Annotated in this window: 17 protein-coding genes; 10 read left to right on the top strand and 7 right to left on the bottom strand. The window is 71.3% G+C overall.

Annotation, left to right across the window (positions count from 1 at the left end; genetic code table 11):
- Positions 1–737 (bottom strand): DUF6542 domain-containing protein (locus CXP56_RS01730; protein WP_286899348.1); only part of this gene is annotated, 737 nt, incomplete at its 3' end.
- Positions 738–778: 41 nt separating this feature from the next.
- On the bottom strand, positions 779–1,696 hold the full coding sequence (locus CXP56_RS01725; protein WP_028847649.1) for a DNA recombination protein RmuC: 918 nt from the start codon (positions 1,694–1,696) through the stop codon (positions 779–781).
- A gap of 145 nt (positions 1,697–1,841) precedes the next feature.
- Between CXP56_RS01725 and CXP56_RS01720 the strand changes: the two genes are divergently transcribed.
- Both CXP56_RS01720 and CXP56_RS01715 read left to right on the top strand, forming a co-directional pair.
- Entirely contained in the window at positions 1,842–3,026 is a 1,185-nt protein-coding gene (locus tag CXP56_RS01720) for an exonuclease SbcCD subunit D (protein ID WP_286899347.1), read from the top strand.
- Positions 3,023–5,974, top strand: a complete 2,952-nt coding sequence (locus tag CXP56_RS01715) for an AAA family ATPase (protein ID WP_286899344.1) — start codon at positions 3,023–3,025, stop codon at positions 5,972–5,974. Before CXP56_RS01720 ends, CXP56_RS01715 begins: the two co-directional genes overlap by 4 nt.
- A 6-nt stretch (positions 5,975–5,980) precedes the next feature.
- Here CXP56_RS01715 and CXP56_RS01710 read toward each other — a convergent pair whose 3' ends face one another.
- Both CXP56_RS01710 and CXP56_RS01705 read right to left on the bottom strand, forming a co-directional pair.
- Complete coding sequence (locus CXP56_RS01710) at positions 5,981–6,487, bottom strand: methylated-DNA--[protein]-cysteine S-methyltransferase (protein ID WP_286899343.1); 507 nt, start codon at positions 6,485–6,487, stop codon at positions 5,981–5,983.
- Positions 6,484–8,010, bottom strand: a complete 1,527-nt coding sequence (locus CXP56_RS01705; RefSeq protein ID WP_028847652.1) for a DNA-3-methyladenine glycosylase 2 family protein — start codon at positions 8,008–8,010, stop codon at positions 6,484–6,486. The genes CXP56_RS01710 and CXP56_RS01705 overlap by 4 nt, the downstream gene beginning before the upstream one ends.
- Before the next feature lie 107 nt (positions 8,011–8,117).
- Between CXP56_RS01705 and cutA the strand changes: the two genes are divergently transcribed.
- From cutA to CXP56_RS01670, 7 genes are all read left to right on the top strand, one after another.
- Positions 8,118–8,435, top strand: coding sequence for a divalent-cation tolerance protein CutA (gene cutA / locus CXP56_RS01700; RefSeq protein WP_028847653.1), 318 nt, complete (start codon positions 8,118–8,120; stop codon positions 8,433–8,435).
- 179 nt (positions 8,436–8,614) lie between these two features.
- A complete protein-coding gene (ychF, locus tag CXP56_RS01695; protein WP_028847654.1) occupies positions 8,615–9,697 on the top strand; it encodes a redox-regulated ATPase YchF in 1,083 nt (360 codons plus the stop codon).
- 15 nt (positions 9,698–9,712) lie between these two features.
- Positions 9,713–10,588: an alpha/beta fold hydrolase gene (locus CXP56_RS01690; protein ID WP_038045011.1), complete on the top strand. Its 876-nt coding sequence runs from the start codon at positions 9,713–9,715 to the stop codon at positions 10,586–10,588.
- Positions 10,589–10,757: 169 nt separating this feature from the next.
- Positions 10,758–11,081, top strand: coding sequence for a nuclear transport factor 2 family protein (locus CXP56_RS01685; RefSeq protein WP_028847656.1), 324 nt, complete (start codon positions 10,758–10,760; stop codon positions 11,079–11,081).
- Between the two features lie 9 nt (positions 11,082–11,090).
- Positions 11,091–11,624, top strand: a complete 534-nt coding sequence (locus CXP56_RS01680; RefSeq protein WP_028847657.1) for a putative immunity protein — start codon at positions 11,091–11,093, stop codon at positions 11,622–11,624.
- Positions 11,625–11,733: 109 nt separating this feature from the next.
- On the top strand, positions 11,734–12,267 hold the full coding sequence (locus CXP56_RS01675) for an MmcQ/YjbR family DNA-binding protein (RefSeq protein ID WP_028847658.1): 534 nt from the start codon (positions 11,734–11,736) through the stop codon (positions 12,265–12,267).
- A gap of 45 nt (positions 12,268–12,312) precedes the next feature.
- Positions 12,313–12,504: a hypothetical protein gene (locus tag CXP56_RS01670; RefSeq protein ID WP_028847659.1), complete on the top strand. Its 192-nt coding sequence runs from the start codon at positions 12,313–12,315 to the stop codon at positions 12,502–12,504.
- A gap of 119 nt (positions 12,505–12,623) precedes the next feature.
- Here CXP56_RS01670 and CXP56_RS01665 read toward each other — a convergent pair whose 3' ends face one another.
- Complete coding sequence (locus CXP56_RS01665; RefSeq protein ID WP_028847660.1) at positions 12,624–12,938, bottom strand: 4a-hydroxytetrahydrobiopterin dehydratase; 315 nt, start codon at positions 12,936–12,938, stop codon at positions 12,624–12,626.
- Positions 12,939–12,991: 53 nt separating this feature from the next.
- On the opposite strand from CXP56_RS01665, the gene CXP56_RS01660 reads away from it, so the two are divergent.
- Positions 12,992–14,035, top strand: a complete 1,044-nt coding sequence (locus CXP56_RS01660) for a thiamine ABC transporter substrate-binding protein (protein ID WP_028847661.1) — start codon at positions 12,992–12,994, stop codon at positions 14,033–14,035.
- 6 nt (positions 14,036–14,041) lie between these two features.
- Here the strand turns inward: CXP56_RS01660 and CXP56_RS01655 are convergent, their stop codons facing one another.
- Positions 14,042–14,908: an ABC transporter permease gene (locus CXP56_RS01655; protein WP_286899335.1), complete on the bottom strand. Its 867-nt coding sequence runs from the start codon at positions 14,906–14,908 to the stop codon at positions 14,042–14,044.
- Complete coding sequence (locus CXP56_RS01650; protein WP_286899333.1) at positions 14,908–15,936, bottom strand: ABC transporter ATP-binding protein; 1,029 nt, start codon at positions 15,934–15,936, stop codon at positions 14,908–14,910. The genes CXP56_RS01655 and CXP56_RS01650 overlap by 1 nt, the downstream gene beginning before the upstream one ends.
- Positions 15,937–15,939: the final 3 nt, after the last annotated feature.

Genomic DNA, 15,939 nt, shown 5'->3' with positions numbered 1-15,939 from the left:
TTCGGCGCTGCCGGCTCGCGGCGGCGCGGGTCCGCGGGCCGTGCTGGCGGGGTGCTCCGCTCGCGGCTACCGGGCCTGCCTGTCACACCGGCAGCGCCGCGCGCCGCGTCGTCACCCCGGCCGGGACGACGGTCGTCGGCAGACGGGCGGCGCTCGTCCGCCGAGGAACGAGCGCGAGCGGAACGGGGCCGCGGTTCGTCCTCGTCGTCGGCATCGGCCGAGCCACGCTTGCCGTCCGGATCGGCCTTGCCGGAGCCGCGCTCGCGCCGCTGGGGGTCGCGCTCGCGCAGCAACCGGAAGATGCCGATCAGCAGCGTCGCCCCGCTGGTCAGCGCCATGGCCGGGAACGTGTTGATGACCGGGACGCCGTAGTCGAACAGGAGCTCCTTCATGCCCAGCTTCTCGGGCATGCCGTTGGTGGCGATCTCGCCACCGAGCAGCACGAGGGTCAGTACCAACGGCGGCTGCACGATCGGGCCGAACAGGTTGCGGCGGCGCACCCAGCACACCGCGGCAACACAGCCGACGAAGTAGGCCGCCTGCGTGATCAGCGTCGGCGGTTTGTCGCTCAACTGCCCGTCGGCCGCCACCCCGAGCGCGGTGACGCCGATCGCCAGCAGGATGGCGCTCCACCACGGCAGACCGCGGGACTGACCCAGGATCGGACGCTCGTCCCACGACGCCACGTCGGCGTCGCTCGGCGCGCGTTCGTCCTCGCGTTCGGTCCTGGTAGGCACTCGCCAACGGTAGCGTGAACGCGTTACGCGTTCGTGAAGACCTAGGCCGACAACGGCTCCCCGTCGTCTCTTCGCACATCGGACAGAGCGGTCGTGGAACCGGAGGCCTCGCTGAGCGGCTGCACGGTGCGCCGGAACGCCTCCAGCGCGTCCAGTTCCCGCCGCCGCGCGGACAGGAATCGCTGCAGGTGGGTGCTGGAAAGGTTCACCGCCTCGATGGCGTTGCCCGCGGCGCGATGCGCCCCGGACGCCGCGGCCCGGACCCGCTCGACGTCGTCGGCGAGTGCTCGCTCGGTGCTGGCGAACAGGGCGGCCGAAGCCAGCACGGCGAACCCGGTCGGCCCGCACATGAACACCCGCCGGTTCAGCAGCCAGCGGAGCAGTTCCGGTTCGGTGTCCATGGCCGCGACCACCGCCGCGTCGGACGGGACGAACATGATCGTGCCGTAGATGGCGTCCGCGTAGCGCTCGTAGCCGCGGCTGGACAACTCGGCGGCGCGGGCCCGCAGGTTGCGCACGTGCACCCGCAGCGCCTCGGCCCGTTCCGCCTCGTCGTCGGTCTCCACCGCTTCGGCCCAGCAGGCCATGCTGGCTTTCGCGTCGACCGGGACGCTGCGGCCGCCGCCGACGTGCAGCAGCATGTCCGGCTTGACGGCGCCGCCGCCGGCCACGTCCGCCTGCAGCGTGTAGTGCAGCCCTTCCCGGAGGCCGAGCGCCTTCGCCGTTTCCACCAGGACTCGCTCACCGAGCTCGCCACGGCCGTGGATGGAGGCGAACGCCACTTCGTACCGGCGCAGTGCGGTCTGCTGCTCGTCCACCCGCCTGCGCTCGTTGGCCAGCTCGCGCGCTGCCTCGTCCGCCCTGCGCTGACTGTCGGTGTAGAGCCGCCACAGCATGACCATGCCGATGGCCAGCGCCACGGCGATGGCCACCGCGGCCGTTGTGAGCACTGTCGCCATGGACGCAACTTTGGCAGAGATCACCGACAAATCACCGGCGACACCGCCGCCTGCCCCTACCCCCGGACGGGTGGCGCGACGAGCTCACCGAGCGCGCGGCGAGTCTGCGCAACGGCGTCGGCGTTCGAACATAGAGTCGGTCGGCGTGAGGCTGCTGCACACGTCGGACTGGCATCTGGGACGGACATTTCACGGCGCCGATCTGCTTGCCGATCAACAGGCCGTGTTGGCGCATCTGGCCGACGTGGTGCGGTCCGAGCGCGTCGACGTCGTGCTGGTTTCCGGGGACGTCTACGACCGCGCGGTGCCGTCCGCCGAGACGGTTCAGGTCGCCACCCGCGGCCTGGCGCGCATCAGGGAAGCGGGCGCGCAGATCGTGGTGACCTCGGGCAACCACGACTCGGCCATGCGGCTCGGTGCTTTCGCGGACTTTCTCGCCGCGGGCGGCCTGCACCTGCGGACCAGCATCGACACCATCGACGACCCGGTCGTGCTGTCCGACGAGCACGGCCAGGTGGCGATCTACGGCATCCCCTACCTGGAACCGGAGCCCGCCCGCCAGGCGATGGGGATCGAGGCCAAGGGGCACACCGGCGTGCTCACGGAAGCGATGCGTCGGGTCAACGCCGATCGCGAGCGGCGCGGCAGCCGGTCGGTGGTGATGGCGCACGCCTTCGTCACCGGCGGCACCGGATCCGATTCCGAGCGCTCGATCGCGGTCGGTGGGGTCGAGCAGGTCGGTGGCGCGGTCTTCGACGGACCCGACTACGTCGCGCTCGGGCACCTGCACGGCCCGCAGACGCTCACCGAGCGCATGCGGTACTCGGGAAGCCTGCTGCCGTACTCGTTCTCCGAGGCCGCCCACCGCAAGTCCGCCTGGCTGGTCGATCTCGGGCCGGGCGGGCTCGAGCGGGTCCAGCGCCTGGAGCTGCCCGTGCCGCGGGCGCTGGCCACGATCACCGGCGAGCTGGAGCAGATCCTGGCCGACCCGGCGCACGAGGACGTCCGGGACTGCTACCTGGCGGTGACGCTGACCGATCGGGTGCGCCCGCTCGATGCCATGCGCAGGCTGCGCGAGCGCTTCCCCTATGCGGTGTACCTGGACTGGCAGCCGCAAGGAGGCGGGACGAGCCACGCGTTGCGGTATGCCGAGGCCGTGCGGGGCAGGAAGGACGCCGAGATCGTGGAGCGTTTCCTGGCCGATTGCCGGGGCGCGGGCCCGAGGCCGTCCGAGCGGGCGCTGCTGGAGCGCGCGTTGCGGGCGAGCCATCCGGAACGGGAAGGACGTCGTGAGGAGGGAGCACCCGTGTCGGCAGGTGTCGGCTCGTGAGGCTGCACCGGCTCGAACTGACCGCGTTCGGCCCGTTCCCGCGGACCGAGTCGGTGGACTTCGACGCGCTCGGCGCGGACGGCTTGTTCCTGCTCTGCGGGCACACCGGTGCGGGCAAGACCACTTTGCTGGACGCCATCTCGTTCGCGCTGTTCGGCGTGGTGCCCGGGGCACGCGGGGAGGTCAAGCGGCTGCGCTGCGACCAAGCCGATCCGGCCACGCCGACGCGCGTCGCCCTGGAGCTGACGGTGGGCTCGCACCGGATGCGCATCGAGCGTTTCCCGGAGTACGAGCGGCCCAAGAAGCGCGGAGAAGGAACCACGAAGCAACCGGCCAAGGCGTCACTGACCTGGGTCGGCGATCCGCCCGGCTGGCACAACGGGGACCCGGTGACCCGGATCGACGAGGTGGCCCGCACCGTGCAGCGGCTGCTCGGCATGACTGCGGACCAGTTCTTCCAGGTGGTGCTGCTGCCGCAGGGCGAGTTCGCGACGTTCCTGCGCGCCGACACGGCCGAGCGGGAGCGATTGCTGGACAAGCTGTTCGGCACGCACCGTTTCGAAGCGGTGCAGGACTGGTTCGTCGAGCATCGGCGGCAGCGCCGCGCGGAGCTTGACCTGGCGCGGGCCGATTTCCGGGAGTGGGTCGCGCGGTTCGCCCAAGCGGCCGGGCAGGAGCCGCCGGAGACCGGCATCCTGGAGTGGGCGAAGCAGACCACGCAACGGGCGATCGAGGACTACGAGCTGGCCGCCAAGCAGGCCGCCGCGGCGTTCCAGGCGAGCAAGCAGGCCGAAGCGACACTGGCCGAGCGGCGCGACTTGCGTGACCGTGTCCAGCTCGTCGCCACGCACACCGCGAAACTGGAGCAGCTTCGGGCGCGCGCGGACGAACTGCAGCGCGCCCGCGACGAGCTGGCGCAAGCCCGCCGGGCGGAATCGGTGCGGGCCGCGCATCGCGAGTGGCAGCGGGCTCAGGACGAGCTGGCCAAGGCCCTGCGCGCGGAGGCGGCGGCGGCCGACGCGGTGGACGAAGCAGACGCGGACAAGCCGGCCGCGCAGCTGCGCGCCAGGGCCGGGGCGCTGCGGGAGCAGGCGGGCCAGTTGGCCGGGGCGATCGAGGAAGCCAGCAGGCAGCGGGAGCGGCAGCAGCGCCTCGATCGGGTCACGGAGCAAGCACAGGACGCCGAGCGTCGCATCGCCGACGTCGACGCCGAGCTGCACGGCCTGCCTGCCCGGCTGGAGGGGTTGCGCGGGCAGCTGGCAGCGGCACAGGCCGCGGCCACGAAGCTGGAACACGCGCGCACGGTGCATCAGGAGCTGAGCGAGGCGCTGGCCCTCGCTCAGCGGTTGCCGGAGCTGCAGCGGGCCCTCGAGCAGGCCGAGGAACGCCTGCGCGAAGCGATCGATACCCACCAGAACGCCAGGGAGGAACGCCAGCGGCTGTACGACCGGCGGCTGGCGGGCATGGCCGCCGAGCTGGCCGGACAGCTCTCCGCCGGAGATCCGTGTCCGGTCTGCGGCTCGACGGAGCACCCGGCACCCACCCGGGCAGGCGAAGGCGCGGTCAGCGAAGACGCCGTCCGGGCGGCAGTCGAGGCGGAGGACGACGCTCACCGGCTGCGGAGCGAGGCTGAGCAAGCCAAGCACGAAGCGCAGGCAGCGGTCGCCGAACTCCGAGCGCGCTTGCGTGGCCGTACCGCGGAAACGCTGCAGCACGAGGTGGCCGAGGCGGAGCGCGAGCTGGCCGGGCTGGAGAAGGCGGCTGCCCGAGCAGAAGAGCTGGAAGCCGCCGTGGCCGGCACCCAGGAGCGCATCGACCAGCTCACCACGGCACGGGCCGGTGCCGAGCAGGCCCGGGCAGCCGCCCAGGCCGAAGCGCGCAGCCTGCGGGAGGCCATCGCCGAAGCGGAGCGGAGGCTGGCCGACGCCCGCGGCGAGTTCCCGTCCGTCGAGCAGCGCCGGTTGTCGCTGCTCGACCGGGCGAAAGCGTGCGAGGTGCTTGCCGACGCCAGGACAACCGTGGCGAGCTGCCAAGCCCGCGTGGCCGAGCAACGGGCCACCGTGGCGGAGGCAGCGCGCTCGGCAGGCTTCCCGTCGGTCGACGCCGCGCTGGCCGCGGCTCGCGAGCCGGAGGTGATCGCGCGGCTTGACGCGGAGGTGACCGACGCCGAGGTCCAGGAGCGCAGCGCGCGCGACATCCTGGCCGATCCGAAACTCGCGGGCATCGAGCCGGACATGCAGGTCGACGTCGCGGGCGCAAAGGCAGAAGCAGAGCAGGCCCGGAAGGCCGCGGACGCGGCGCTGGTGACCGAGCAGTCCGCAAAAGACCGGGTCGAGCAACTGGAAGAACTCGGCGAGCGGCTGCAGGAGCGCAGCGCCCGGTTGGCGCCGCTGGAGGCGGAGTTCGCCGAGCTGGACGCGTTGACCGACGTGCTCAATGGCCGCGGCCAGAACACCAAACGCATGTCGCTGCGCTCGTACGTGCTCGCGGCCAGGCTGGAGGAGGTGGCGGTCGCGGCCACCGCCCGCCTGCGGGTGATGAGCCAAGGCCGCTATGCGTTCGTCCACAGCGACGCGGCGGGCGCCCGCGGCACCAGGGGCGGGTTGGGGCTCGACGTGCTGGACGACTACTCCGGCACCGTCCGCTCGACGAAGACCCTTTCCGGTGGGGAGTCGTTCCTGGCATCGCTGGCGCTGGCGCTCGGGTTGGCCGACGTCGTCTCGGCGGAGGCCGGTGGCGTGCAGCTGGACACGTTGTTCATCGACGAAGGCTTCGGCACCCTCGACGCCGAGACGCTGGATGTCGTGATGGACACCTTGGACGGGCTGCGCGCCGGCGGCCGGGTCGTCGGGCTGGTGTCCCACGTCGAGGAGATGCGGCAGCGGATTCCGACCAAGTTGTTCGTGCGCAAGGGGCGCACCGGGTCGACGCTCCACATGCAGGTGTGAGGCCGCTCAGCGGGCCGCCTCTGCTTCGTGGGCCAGCAGCCAGCGCTTGACGTCGAGCCCCCAGCGGAAACCGCCGAGCGCGCCGCCGATGCGCACCACCCGGTGGCAAGGCACGAACAGGGCGGCAGCGTTGCGGGCACAGGCGGAGGCGGCTGCCCGCACCGCCGAGGGGCGTCCGGCCAGCGCCGCGTACTCGCTGTAGGTGACTGGCTGGCCCGGTGGCACCTTACGGAGGACGTCCCAGGCATGGGTGAGGAATTCCCCGGAGCGCTGCCGCACCGGAATGTCGTCGATGGCGGCGAGGTCGCCGTCGTGGAATCGCTGCACGGCGCGGGTGATCGGCCCGAGGTCGGGCAGCCTGCGCAGCCCGGCGGGGCGCAGCGTCGCCGCGATCAACGGGGTCAGGGTGTCCGGTCCCGCGGTCCAGCCGGAGGCCAGCACGGCGCCGTCGTCGGCCGCGATCGCGGTGAACGGCCCGATCGGAGTGTCCACAGTGGACCAAGTGGCGGTCATGGTCGTCCTTTCCTGGAGGTCTTCTTCGGCGCGGCGCGCCAGAGGTGCATGCCGGCGTACGAGCGCCATGGCCGCACGGCGTCGAGTCGTCGGCTCAGGTCGGCGGGGTCGGTGGGGAGTCCGAGCGCGGCGGCGCCCTGGCGCAGGGCCACGTCGCCGACGAGGAGCACGTCAGGTGCGGCGAGTACTCGCATCACCACGTAGTCCGCGGTCCACGGCCCGACACCGGGCAGGTCCAGCAGCTCGGCCCGCAGCTCGTCCGGGTCTCGACCGATGTGCACGTCGAGCTTTCCGGCAGCGATGGCGTCCGCGGCGTCGACGATGGCCTCGATTCGGCGTCGTGGGCCCGCAAGTACTTCCAGGCCGTGCTCGGCGATGGATTCCGGGGTGGGGAAGAGCGTGGTCAGCTCGCCGTCGGCGGCCGGGAGCCGGTCACCGAGGGCAGCCGCCAGGCGCCCGGCCGCGGTCCGTGCCGCCGCCACGCTGACCTGTTGGCCGAGCAACGCGCGGATCAGCAGCTCGGGCCCGTCGACGGCGCCGGGCACCCGGATGCCTGGTGTGCCGGCGACGCCGGTGACCAGTGCAGGCTCGGCGGCGAGCACGCCGTCGATCGCTGCGGGGTCGGCATCGAGATCCAGCAGGCGGCGCAGCCGGGAGACCGCGCTGCTGAGATCGCGCATGTCGGACAGCCGCAGCAGGCAGTGGACGTGGCGCGACGACGGACCCTTCGGCGGCCACAGCCACGCGGTCGCGGTGCCATGGGGCAGGCGCAGGGTCCGCCCGTAGCCGTCCTCGTGTGCGGTCTCCACGCCAGGAACCGCGCGAGCGGCCAAGAACTCGAAGACGCCGGCGGCGTCGAACGGCTCGCGGAACGGCAGGCGCAGGTTCAGCTCGACACGCCCACCGTGCGACGAAGCGGGGGTGGGGTGCTTGCGGCGAGCGCGCAGCTGCGTCGGCGTGCAGCCGAACACCTCGCGCACGGTGTCGTTGAACTGGCGGATGCTGGAGAATCCGGCGGCGAACGCCGCATCGCCGAACGGCAGGTCGGTCAGCTCGATCAGCAGCCGGGCGGCATGAGCCCGATGCGCACGAGCCAGCGCCAGCGGTCCCGCGCCGAGCTCGGCGGTCAGGGCGCGGTTCAGCTGCCGCTCCGAATATCCCAGCCGGCGCGCCAGGCCCGGCACGCCCTCGCGCTCCACCACCCCGTCGGCGATCAGCCGCATGGCCCGGGCCGCCAGGTCGGCGCGCACGTTCCATTCCGGGGAGCCGGGCACCGCATCGGGCAGGCACCGTCGGCAGGCCCGGTAACCCGCCGCCTGCGCTGCGGCCGCGGTCGGATAGAAGCGCACGTTCTCCGGCTTCGGCGTGACGGCCGGGCAGGACGGGCGGCAGTAGATCCGGGTCGTCGACACCGCAGTGATGAACTGGCCGTCGAAGCGAGCATCCCGAGCGGCAACGGCGCGGTAGCACGCGTCGAAGTCCCGCCAGATGGCGGACCGGACGGCTTTCGCGGTGGCTGTCATGGAGCCGATCCTGCCACCGGCGACGCGGCAGCACTGGCGGAAATCGGACATGATGGCGGGGCGTGCGGGCCCAGGGCCGAGTGGGGGTCGCTCGGTACCCTCGACACATGGCCGAACACGTCGTCGTGGCAACCACCACGGACAGCGAGGACCGAGCGCGTCAGCTGGCCGCGAGCGTGATCGAGGCGAAGCTGGGTGCCTGCGCACAGATCGTGCCCATCACCAGCGTCTACCGCTGGGAGGGCGAGGTCAGGACGGACCAGGAATGGCGCGTCGAGATCAAAACGGCCGCCGACCGGGCCGCCGACCTGACCGAGCATCTGAAGCAGAAGCACACCTACGACGTTCCGGAGATCATCGCGACCCCGGTCGAGGGCGGCTCGGCCGAGTACCTGGCGTGGGTGGTGCAGGAAACCCGCCGCTAGGCCCGCACCGCAGGTCCCGGCGAAGGCAGGGCCGCGTCGCTACCCGGACCAGGCCCGGGCGGCCGACCGGTACGCCAGTGGCAGGCTCTGGAGCTGCTGCCGCCGCCTGAGGACGGCCGTGACCAGCCGCGTCGGCCCGGCCAGCGCGAACGGGGGAGTGCTCCGTAGACTCGGATGGCGTGAGTCTGACCCTCGGCATCGTCGGACTGCCCAACGTCGGCAAGTCCACCCTGTTCAACGCCCTGACCCGCAACGACGTGCTGGCCGCGAACTACCCGTTCGCCACCATCGAGCCGAACGTCGGTGTGGTGCCGCTGCCGGACGAGCGGCTGGACAAGCTGGCGGAGATGTTCGACTCCGCCCGGACGGTGCCCGCCACGGTGTCGTTCGTCGACATCGCGGGGATCGTCAAGGGGGCGTCCGAGGGCGCCGGGCTGGGCAACAAGTTCCTGGCCCACATCCGGGAGGCGAACGCGATCTGCCAGGTCGTCCGGGCGTTCGACGACCCGGATGTGGCGCACGTCGAGGGCCAGGTCGGCCCGGCGGACGACTTGGAGACGATCAACACCGAGCTGATCCTCGCCGACCTGCAGACGCTGGAGAAGGCGCTGCCGCGCATGGAGAAGGAGGCGCGCACCCGCAAGGAAGCCCGCCCCGCGCTGGAGAACGTGCAGAAGGCCAAGGAGATCCTGGACAGCGGCCGCACGCTGTTCTCCGCGAAGTCCGAGGTCGACCTGGACGCGCTGCGGCAGCTGTCGCTGCTGACCGCCAAGCCGTTCCTGTACGTGTTCAACAGCGACGAGTCGGTGCTGACCGACGAGGCCAAGCGCAAGGAGCTGGCCGAGATGGTCGCCCCGGCCGAGGCGGTGTTCCTGGACGCCAAGGTCGAGGCCGAGCTGCTGGAGCTGGACGACCCGGACGACGTGCGGGAACTGCTGGCGTCGATCGGCCAGCAGGAGCCCGGCCTGCACGCGCTGGCCCGCGCCGGGTTCCGCACGCTCGGCCTGCAGACGTTCCTGACCGCGGGGCCGAAGGAGGCCCGCGCGTGGACCATCCCGCAGGGGGCGACGGCGCCGCAGGCCGCAGGCGTGATCCACACCGACTTCGAGCGCGGCTTCATCAAGGCCGAGGTCGTCTCCTACGACGACTTGATCGAGGCCGGATCCATGGCCGCCGCACGCGCCGCGGGCAAGGTCCGTATGGAAGGCAAGGACTACGTCATGGCCGACGGCGACGTGGTGGAGTTCCGGTTCAACGTCTGAGGCAGGGCGGGCCGAGTGAGTTCACTCAGTCAGCAGCCGGGCGGGTCGGACCTGGTCGTGCGGACGGCGGATGGCCGGGCCTTGACCGGGAAGTCGTTCGGTCCGGTGGACGGGAACCCGGTGCTGTTCGTCGCCGGCGCGGGCACCGGCAAGAGCATGCGGTTCGGCGAGCAGATGCTGGACCGTGCGCACGTCCGCCTGCTCACCATGGACCGTCCCGGCATGGGCGGTTCCGACGTGCATCCGGAGCGAACGCTGGCATCGACGGCAGCGGACTACCGAGCCTTCGTGACGGGAGTCCTCGGAGCGGGCGTCACGCTGCCGGTGGTGGCCAACTCGCAGGGCAGCGTCTTCGGGCTGGCCGCGGCCGCCGCGGGCTGGGTCTCCCGGCTCGTGCTGGTCTCACCCGCCGACGAAGTCGCGCACCCGGACGTCCAGGCGCAGGTGCCCGAGGATGCGGCGCGTTTGGCGCAACTCGCCGCGGACGATCCGGACGAAGCGGCGCGCATCCTGGGCGCCTTCACGGCGGACGCCATGGCCGAGATGGTGCTGTCGTCCTCGGACGAAGCCGACCGCCGGTTCTACACCAGCGAGACGTTCCTGCCGCTGTATCGCCGCTCGTTGGCTGAGGGCTTCGCCAACGACGGAGCCGGCTACGTCCGGGACACGCTCATCGCCATGCAACCCTGGCCGCTCCGGCTGGGTGACGTCCGCTGTCCGGTGACGATCTTGTTCGGCGCCCGGGACCGCTCGCATTCCCCGGATCACGGCCGGACGCTGGCCGACCGGATCCCGGACGCGGTCCGCCAGATCGTTCCCGACGCCGGGGGTGCGCTGCTGTGGACGCACTCGGAGAAGGTGCTGGCAGCGGCGCTGGGACAGCGCGACTGACCAGCTCGCGCTCCGGTTGCCGGGCCCTCCGGTGTGGTTCATGCTGCTACCGGAACCCGATGCCGGGCCCGTCCACGAGTCCAGCAGACCGCATCGTCGCCGTCGATCGTGCAGTCACCTGTCCGCCGGGCTGGCGGACGACCGGCCGACACACTCCGAGGAGGACGCCATGCCGACCGTCCCGGAGCCGGTGGCCTCGTTCATCGACGCGGTCAACGCTCACGACGAGGAAGCCTTTCTGAACGCGTTCACCGACCGCGGGGCGGTGGACGATTGGGGCCGGGTCTTCACCGGGCGCGACGAGATCAAAGCCTGGAGCGACAAGGAATTCATCGGTGCGCGCGGCACCCTCACCGTGGAGGAAGTCGACGCGGCCCAGGACACCGTCACGGTCGTCGGCGACTGGCGCTCCAGCTACGCCAACGGGCGCTCGATGTTCGTTTTCGACATCGACGGTGACCGGCTGTCGCGGATGACCATCCGCGCGGGCTAGAAACGCCTTGTGACCGCCGACTTCGAACTCAGCCATGACGAGCTGCGCGCCGTTGTGCGGTTCGTCGCCCAGACGGCGGAAGACCTCCTGCCGGTCTTCGAACGGGCGCAACCCGGCGACCACCGGCCGCGCGCTGCCGTGGCAGCGGCCTGGGACTTCGTCGACGGGGCGCCTCGCTCCAAACGGCTGCGCGTGGCCTCGATGGACGCCCATCGCGCGGCCGGCGCAGCGCCCGACGAACCCGCCCGCCTGGCCGCGCAAGCCGCCGGGGATGCCGCCTCGGCCGCCTACCTGCATCCGATTTCCAAGGAGCACCAAGTCGCCCACATCCTGCGTGCCGCCGCCAACGCGGCACGGATCGCGGAAATCGAAGCGGATGCCGTGGCGGCCGAGAAGGCGATCGAGCTAGCGTGCAGCAGGGCAACGCCCGCGGTGGTCGGCGTGCTTCGCCGATACCCGCCGCCGTCTCCGGGACGACGCCGGGTGACCGAGTTGATGGCCGAAGTGGACTTCAGGCTGCGCAGTACCGGACTCGGCAGCTGATCGACCGGATGGCCGTCGATCACGCGGAAATCGGGCGGGCTCCTGGCAAAATCCGGTGCCGCGTTCTCGCGAAGGCCCGCACCGTAGGTCGCGCGCTTAAACTCTGCTCATGACGTCGATGACGCAGCTGCGCAAGGCCGCGCTGGCGCTCCCCGAAGTCGAGGAAGGCAATCACTTCGGGCTGCAGTCCTTCCTGGTGCACGGCCGCGGCTTCGTCTCGGTCACCTCCGACGGGCAAGTGCAGCTGCGTCTGTCGCCGGAGCAGGTGGCCGAGACGCGCCTGCGGGTGGGCGGTGAGCCGATCGTCCGGGCGGACAGGACGATCGGCCTGAAGATCCCGCTCGCGAAGATCAACGGGCAGCAGCTGAACGAGCTGGTCCGGCAGGCATGGCGGCATCAGGCGCCCAGGAAGTTGGTCGCCGCGCTGGACGCTGCCTACGCCGGCGACGTCGCCGGAAGCGACTTGCCGCGCACCATCCCGGCGCCGGCCAGGCGGGCGCTGCTCGCGGCCGGAATCCGCACGCTGGCCCAGGTCGCCGAGCATTCCAGGGCGGAACTGCTCGCCCTGCACGGGGTCGGCCCCAAGGCCATTCGCGTACTCGAACAGTCACTCAGCGCGAGTGAAATGGCTTTTCGCGGGTAGACTGACGGGTACCGGGACGCGTTCGTTCCGGCGAGATGCGGCGATGTGGATGAGTTGTTGGCCCGGATAAGACTTTTCAGGAAAACCCGCGAGAAGTTCGAGCGGATCATCCGCGAGGAAATCGATCAGCCTCGCGAGATGCAAGCGCTCGAGGTCGTCGCGGAAGCCGAAGATGCGCTGCGCACCGCAGAAGTGCGGGAGGAAGACGCGCGCCAGCGCAAGGACCGTCGCGGCTGACCGCCGGCGCAGCCGCGTTCCGCAGCGCTGCAGGCGCGGCCAGCCACGCCAGGCAACAGACCTGCGCCGTCGCCGACCGTGTGGCCGGAGACGAGACGACCACGAGACGCGACACTGCCTCAGTACCCGGCGAGCACGTCGTCGATCTTGTCCGCCAGCTGCATGTCCTTGGCCGTGATGCCGCCCGCCGAATGCGTGCTCAGCGAGAAGTGCAGCGTGCGCCACCGGATGTCGATGTCCGGGTGATGATCCAGCTCCTCGGCGATCGCGCCGACTCTGCCGACCGCCTCGATGGCATCCGCAAACGACGGCAGCTCCACGGTCCGACGCAGCGCGTTGCCTTCCGCGCGCCAATGCGGCCTGCGCGTCAGATCCTCGCTGATCTGGTCGTCGGTGAGCAGCTCGGGTGACCTGGCTGTGGATTCCTCCGCCATGTGCTCCATCGTGCCAGCCGATCGGTAGGCTTGCCCGGGCTACGGGAGGGAACGTGATCAACCGAGTTCGGCGCGCGAAGGTCCCCGCGCTGCTGTTGACGCTTGGCATGGTCGCGGCCGGATGCGGCACCGACGAGCCTCAGCGGCCGGAAGAGCAACGCACCGTCACCCTGGTCACCGATTCGTCCTGGACCATCCCGCAGGAGCTGCACGCGGCGTTCGAACGGCAGACCGAACTGCAGCTGGAGCACCGCACCATCGGGGACACCCCGACGGAGCTGGTCGAGGCGCTCGGCAAGATCACCGCCGGTGACGTGGTGCTCGGCCTGGACACCTCGACCGTCCAGCAGGCCTTGCGGGACGACGTGCTCACGCCCTACACCAGCCCGGAGGCCAATCGCGGCCAGCAGCGGTTCTCGGTGGACGAGCAGCAGCGGCTTTCCGCGATCGACCGGCTCGTGGTGTGCGTGAACGTCGACGAAACCTGGTTCACCGAGCACGACGTGCCGCCACCGGAGAGCGCCGAGGATCTGGCCGACCCGGCCTATCGTGGCCTGCTGGCCATGCCGGACCCGAAGACGTCCCAGCACGGCATGACCTACCTGCTGGGCTCGATCGCCCAGCAGGGCCGCGGCGGCTGGCAGCGCTACTGGAAGCGGCTGAAGAACAACGGGGTGACCGTGCTGCCCACTGACGCCGACGTCCGCCAGCAGTACACCGCCACGGGCGGCAAAGGGGAACACCCGCTGGTCATCGCGTCGGCGACGCTGCCTGGGCAATTGTCCGGCGACGAAGGCGGGCGGACGTCGGTGCTGGAGGACACCTGCCACGAGCAGGTCCGTTACGCCGCGGTGCTGGCCAGCGCGGACAGCGACGAGCGGGCGGGCAAACTGGTCGACTTCCTGCTCACCCAGCAGTTCCAGCAGGCGGTGCCGGAGGCGTACGGGACCTATCCGGTGCGGATGGGCGTCGAGCTGCCGGAGGAGTGGGCGGACAAGGTTCCCGCTCCGGAGGAGCCGGGCGCGCTTCCGGCCCGCGCGGCGGACGCGGGCCGGAAGCAGGTCCTGGCGCGATGGCAGCAGGTGATGGGCGGCTGACCGGGGTCAGCCGTCCCGCGTGACGATCCTGGCGTAGGCCAGCGACAACCCGATGACGACGTAGCAAGCCGCACGCAACGCACCTTCGCCGAGCAGGTCGAGGCTGACCGGATCGCGCATCAGCTGCGGCATCGCGGCCACCCAGCCTTCGGGCAGCAGGAACGGGTGCAACCAGCTGAGCGAGTCGAACACGCTGAGCACCTGCGACACGATCAGCCCGCCGAGCACCAGGGCCACCACCAGCATCGGATGCTCGGTCGTGGTGGAGATCGCCAGCGCCACCGCGCCGACCGCGAGCAGCTGCAGGGTCACCCACGCCACGGCCAGGCCGATGCGGCCGAGCGCGTCGGCGAAGCCCAGCGTGGTGCCGGACAGCGTGATGATGCCGTCCATGCCGTTGAGGATCAGACCGGTGGTCAACCCGGTGAGCGCCACCAGGCCGGCGGCCACCAGCGCCACCGCGAGCACTCCGAACACCTTGACGGCCAGCAGGCGCCCGCGCGAGACCGGGGCGACCAGCCATCCGCGCAGTGCGCCGACCGACTGCTCACCGGCGATCGCGTCCGCTCCCGCCATGGCCACCGCCAACGGCAGGAAGAGACTCATCAGCATCATGAACGATCCCAGCGGTATGGACAGCGCGCTGGTGGCGGCCGCGACGAACAACGGCGCCTCGCCGCTGGCCTCGCCAGGACCTGCCAGGACGATCGAGATGCCGATGATCGGGGGGAAGATCGCCAGCAGCGCCAGCACCACCAGCGTGCGCGGCCTGCGGAAGATCCACCGCACCTCGGCCAGCACCAGCCGCGACAGCGGAGCCCGGTGGCGGCGATCGGTGACCTCCGGGGTTTCGTCCCAGGCAATGGCCGTCATCACGCCACCCCCACGTGGTCGACGTCGTTCAGGTGCAGATCGGTGGGCAGGTCGTCGGACTGCGTCTCGGTCAGCCGGGCGAACAGGTCCTCCAGGCCGGTGCGCTTCCGGCGCGCCTCGTACACCGACACCCCGGCTTGCACCAGCGTTTCGATCACCCGCGGCGCAGGCGTGGTCACCAGGTCGACCAGGATCCCGTCCGGCGCCAGCCGGGCCGGAATGCGGTTGGCGCGCAGCGCCTCGACCGCCTGGGTGGCGTCCGGCGTGACCACCTCGAGCGTCGGGTTGCCGGCTTCCAGCAGCTCGCTGAGCTCGCCCTGCGCCACCACGGTGCCCTTGCTGAGCACGATCACGTGCGTGCAGGTGGCCTCGACCTCGGACAGCAGGTGGGACGACACCAGCACCGTCGTGCCCCTGGCGTGCAGTTCCGCGATGATCCTGCGGACCTCCCTGGTACCTGCCGGGTCCAGGCCGTTGGTCGGCTCGTCGAGCACGACCAGCTTGCGTGGCACCAGCAGCGCCGCGGCCAGTCCCAGCCGCTGCTTCATGCCCAGCGAGTAGCCGCGGTAGCGACGGTCGGCCGCGGCGGTCAGCCCGACCAGCTCGAGCGCGTTCGTCACCGCCGCGGTGATCTTGGCCGAGGGCAGCAACGGTTCGGCGGCGGCGAACCGGAGCAAGTTGTCCCTTCCGCTCAAGAACGGGTGGAAGCCCGGGCCTTCGACGAGCGCGCCCACGTGCGGCAGGGTCGACTCCGCGGACTCCGGCATGGGCTGGCCGAACAGCTCGACCTCTCCCTCGGTGGGCCGTACCAGGCCGAGCAGCATGCGGATCGTCGTCGTCTTCCCCGAGCCGTTCGGGCCGAGCATGCCGACCACGGCACCTTCCGGCACTTCCAGGTCGACCCCGTCCACGGCGATCGTGCTGCGGTAGACCTTGCGCACCCCTTTGGTCCGCGCCACCACGGGGCGAGCCCCCGCGCCCGCCGTGGCAGGCGCGGGGACCGTCCGGGCGAGTTCGTCACGTGTCATGCT

The organism is Thermocrispum sp., assembly GCF_002919275.1.
GTDB classification, from domain to species: domain Bacteria; phylum Actinomycetota; class Actinomycetes; order Mycobacteriales; family Pseudonocardiaceae; genus Thermocrispum; species Thermocrispum agreste.
This window is presented reverse-complemented; position numbering and strand designations above follow the sequence as displayed.

Excerpts from the sequence above, each read along its gene's own strand:
- CXP56_RS01725 (WP_028847649.1), bottom strand. The coding sequence starts at position 1,696 with ATGGCGACAGTGCTCACAACGGCCGCGGTGGCCATCGCCGTGGCGCTG.
- CXP56_RS01710 (WP_286899343.1), bottom strand. The coding sequence starts at position 6,487 with ATGACCGCCACTTGGTCCACTGTGGACACTCCGATCGGGCCGTTCACC.
- CXP56_RS01705 (WP_028847652.1), bottom strand. The coding sequence starts at position 8,010 with ATGACAGCCACCGCGAAAGCCGTCCGGTCCGCCATCTGGCGGGACTTC.
- cutA (WP_028847653.1), top strand. The coding sequence starts at position 8,118 with ATGGCCGAACACGTCGTCGTGGCAACCACCACGGACAGCGAGGACCGA.
- CXP56_RS01685 (WP_028847656.1), top strand. The coding sequence starts at position 10,758 with ATGCCGACCGTCCCGGAGCCGGTGGCCTCGTTCATCGACGCGGTCAAC.
- CXP56_RS01675 (WP_028847658.1), top strand. The coding sequence starts at position 11,734 with ATGACGTCGATGACGCAGCTGCGCAAGGCCGCGCTGGCGCTCCCCGAA.
- CXP56_RS01665 (WP_028847660.1), bottom strand. The coding sequence starts at position 12,938 with ATGGCGGAGGAATCCACAGCCAGGTCACCCGAGCTGCTCACCGACGAC.
- CXP56_RS01655 (WP_286899335.1), bottom strand. The coding sequence starts at position 14,908 with ATGACGGCCATTGCCTGGGACGAAACCCCGGAGGTCACCGATCGCCGC.
- CXP56_RS01650 (WP_286899333.1), bottom strand. The coding sequence starts at position 15,936 with ATGACACGTGACGAACTCGCCCGGACGGTCCCCGCGCCTGCCACGGCG.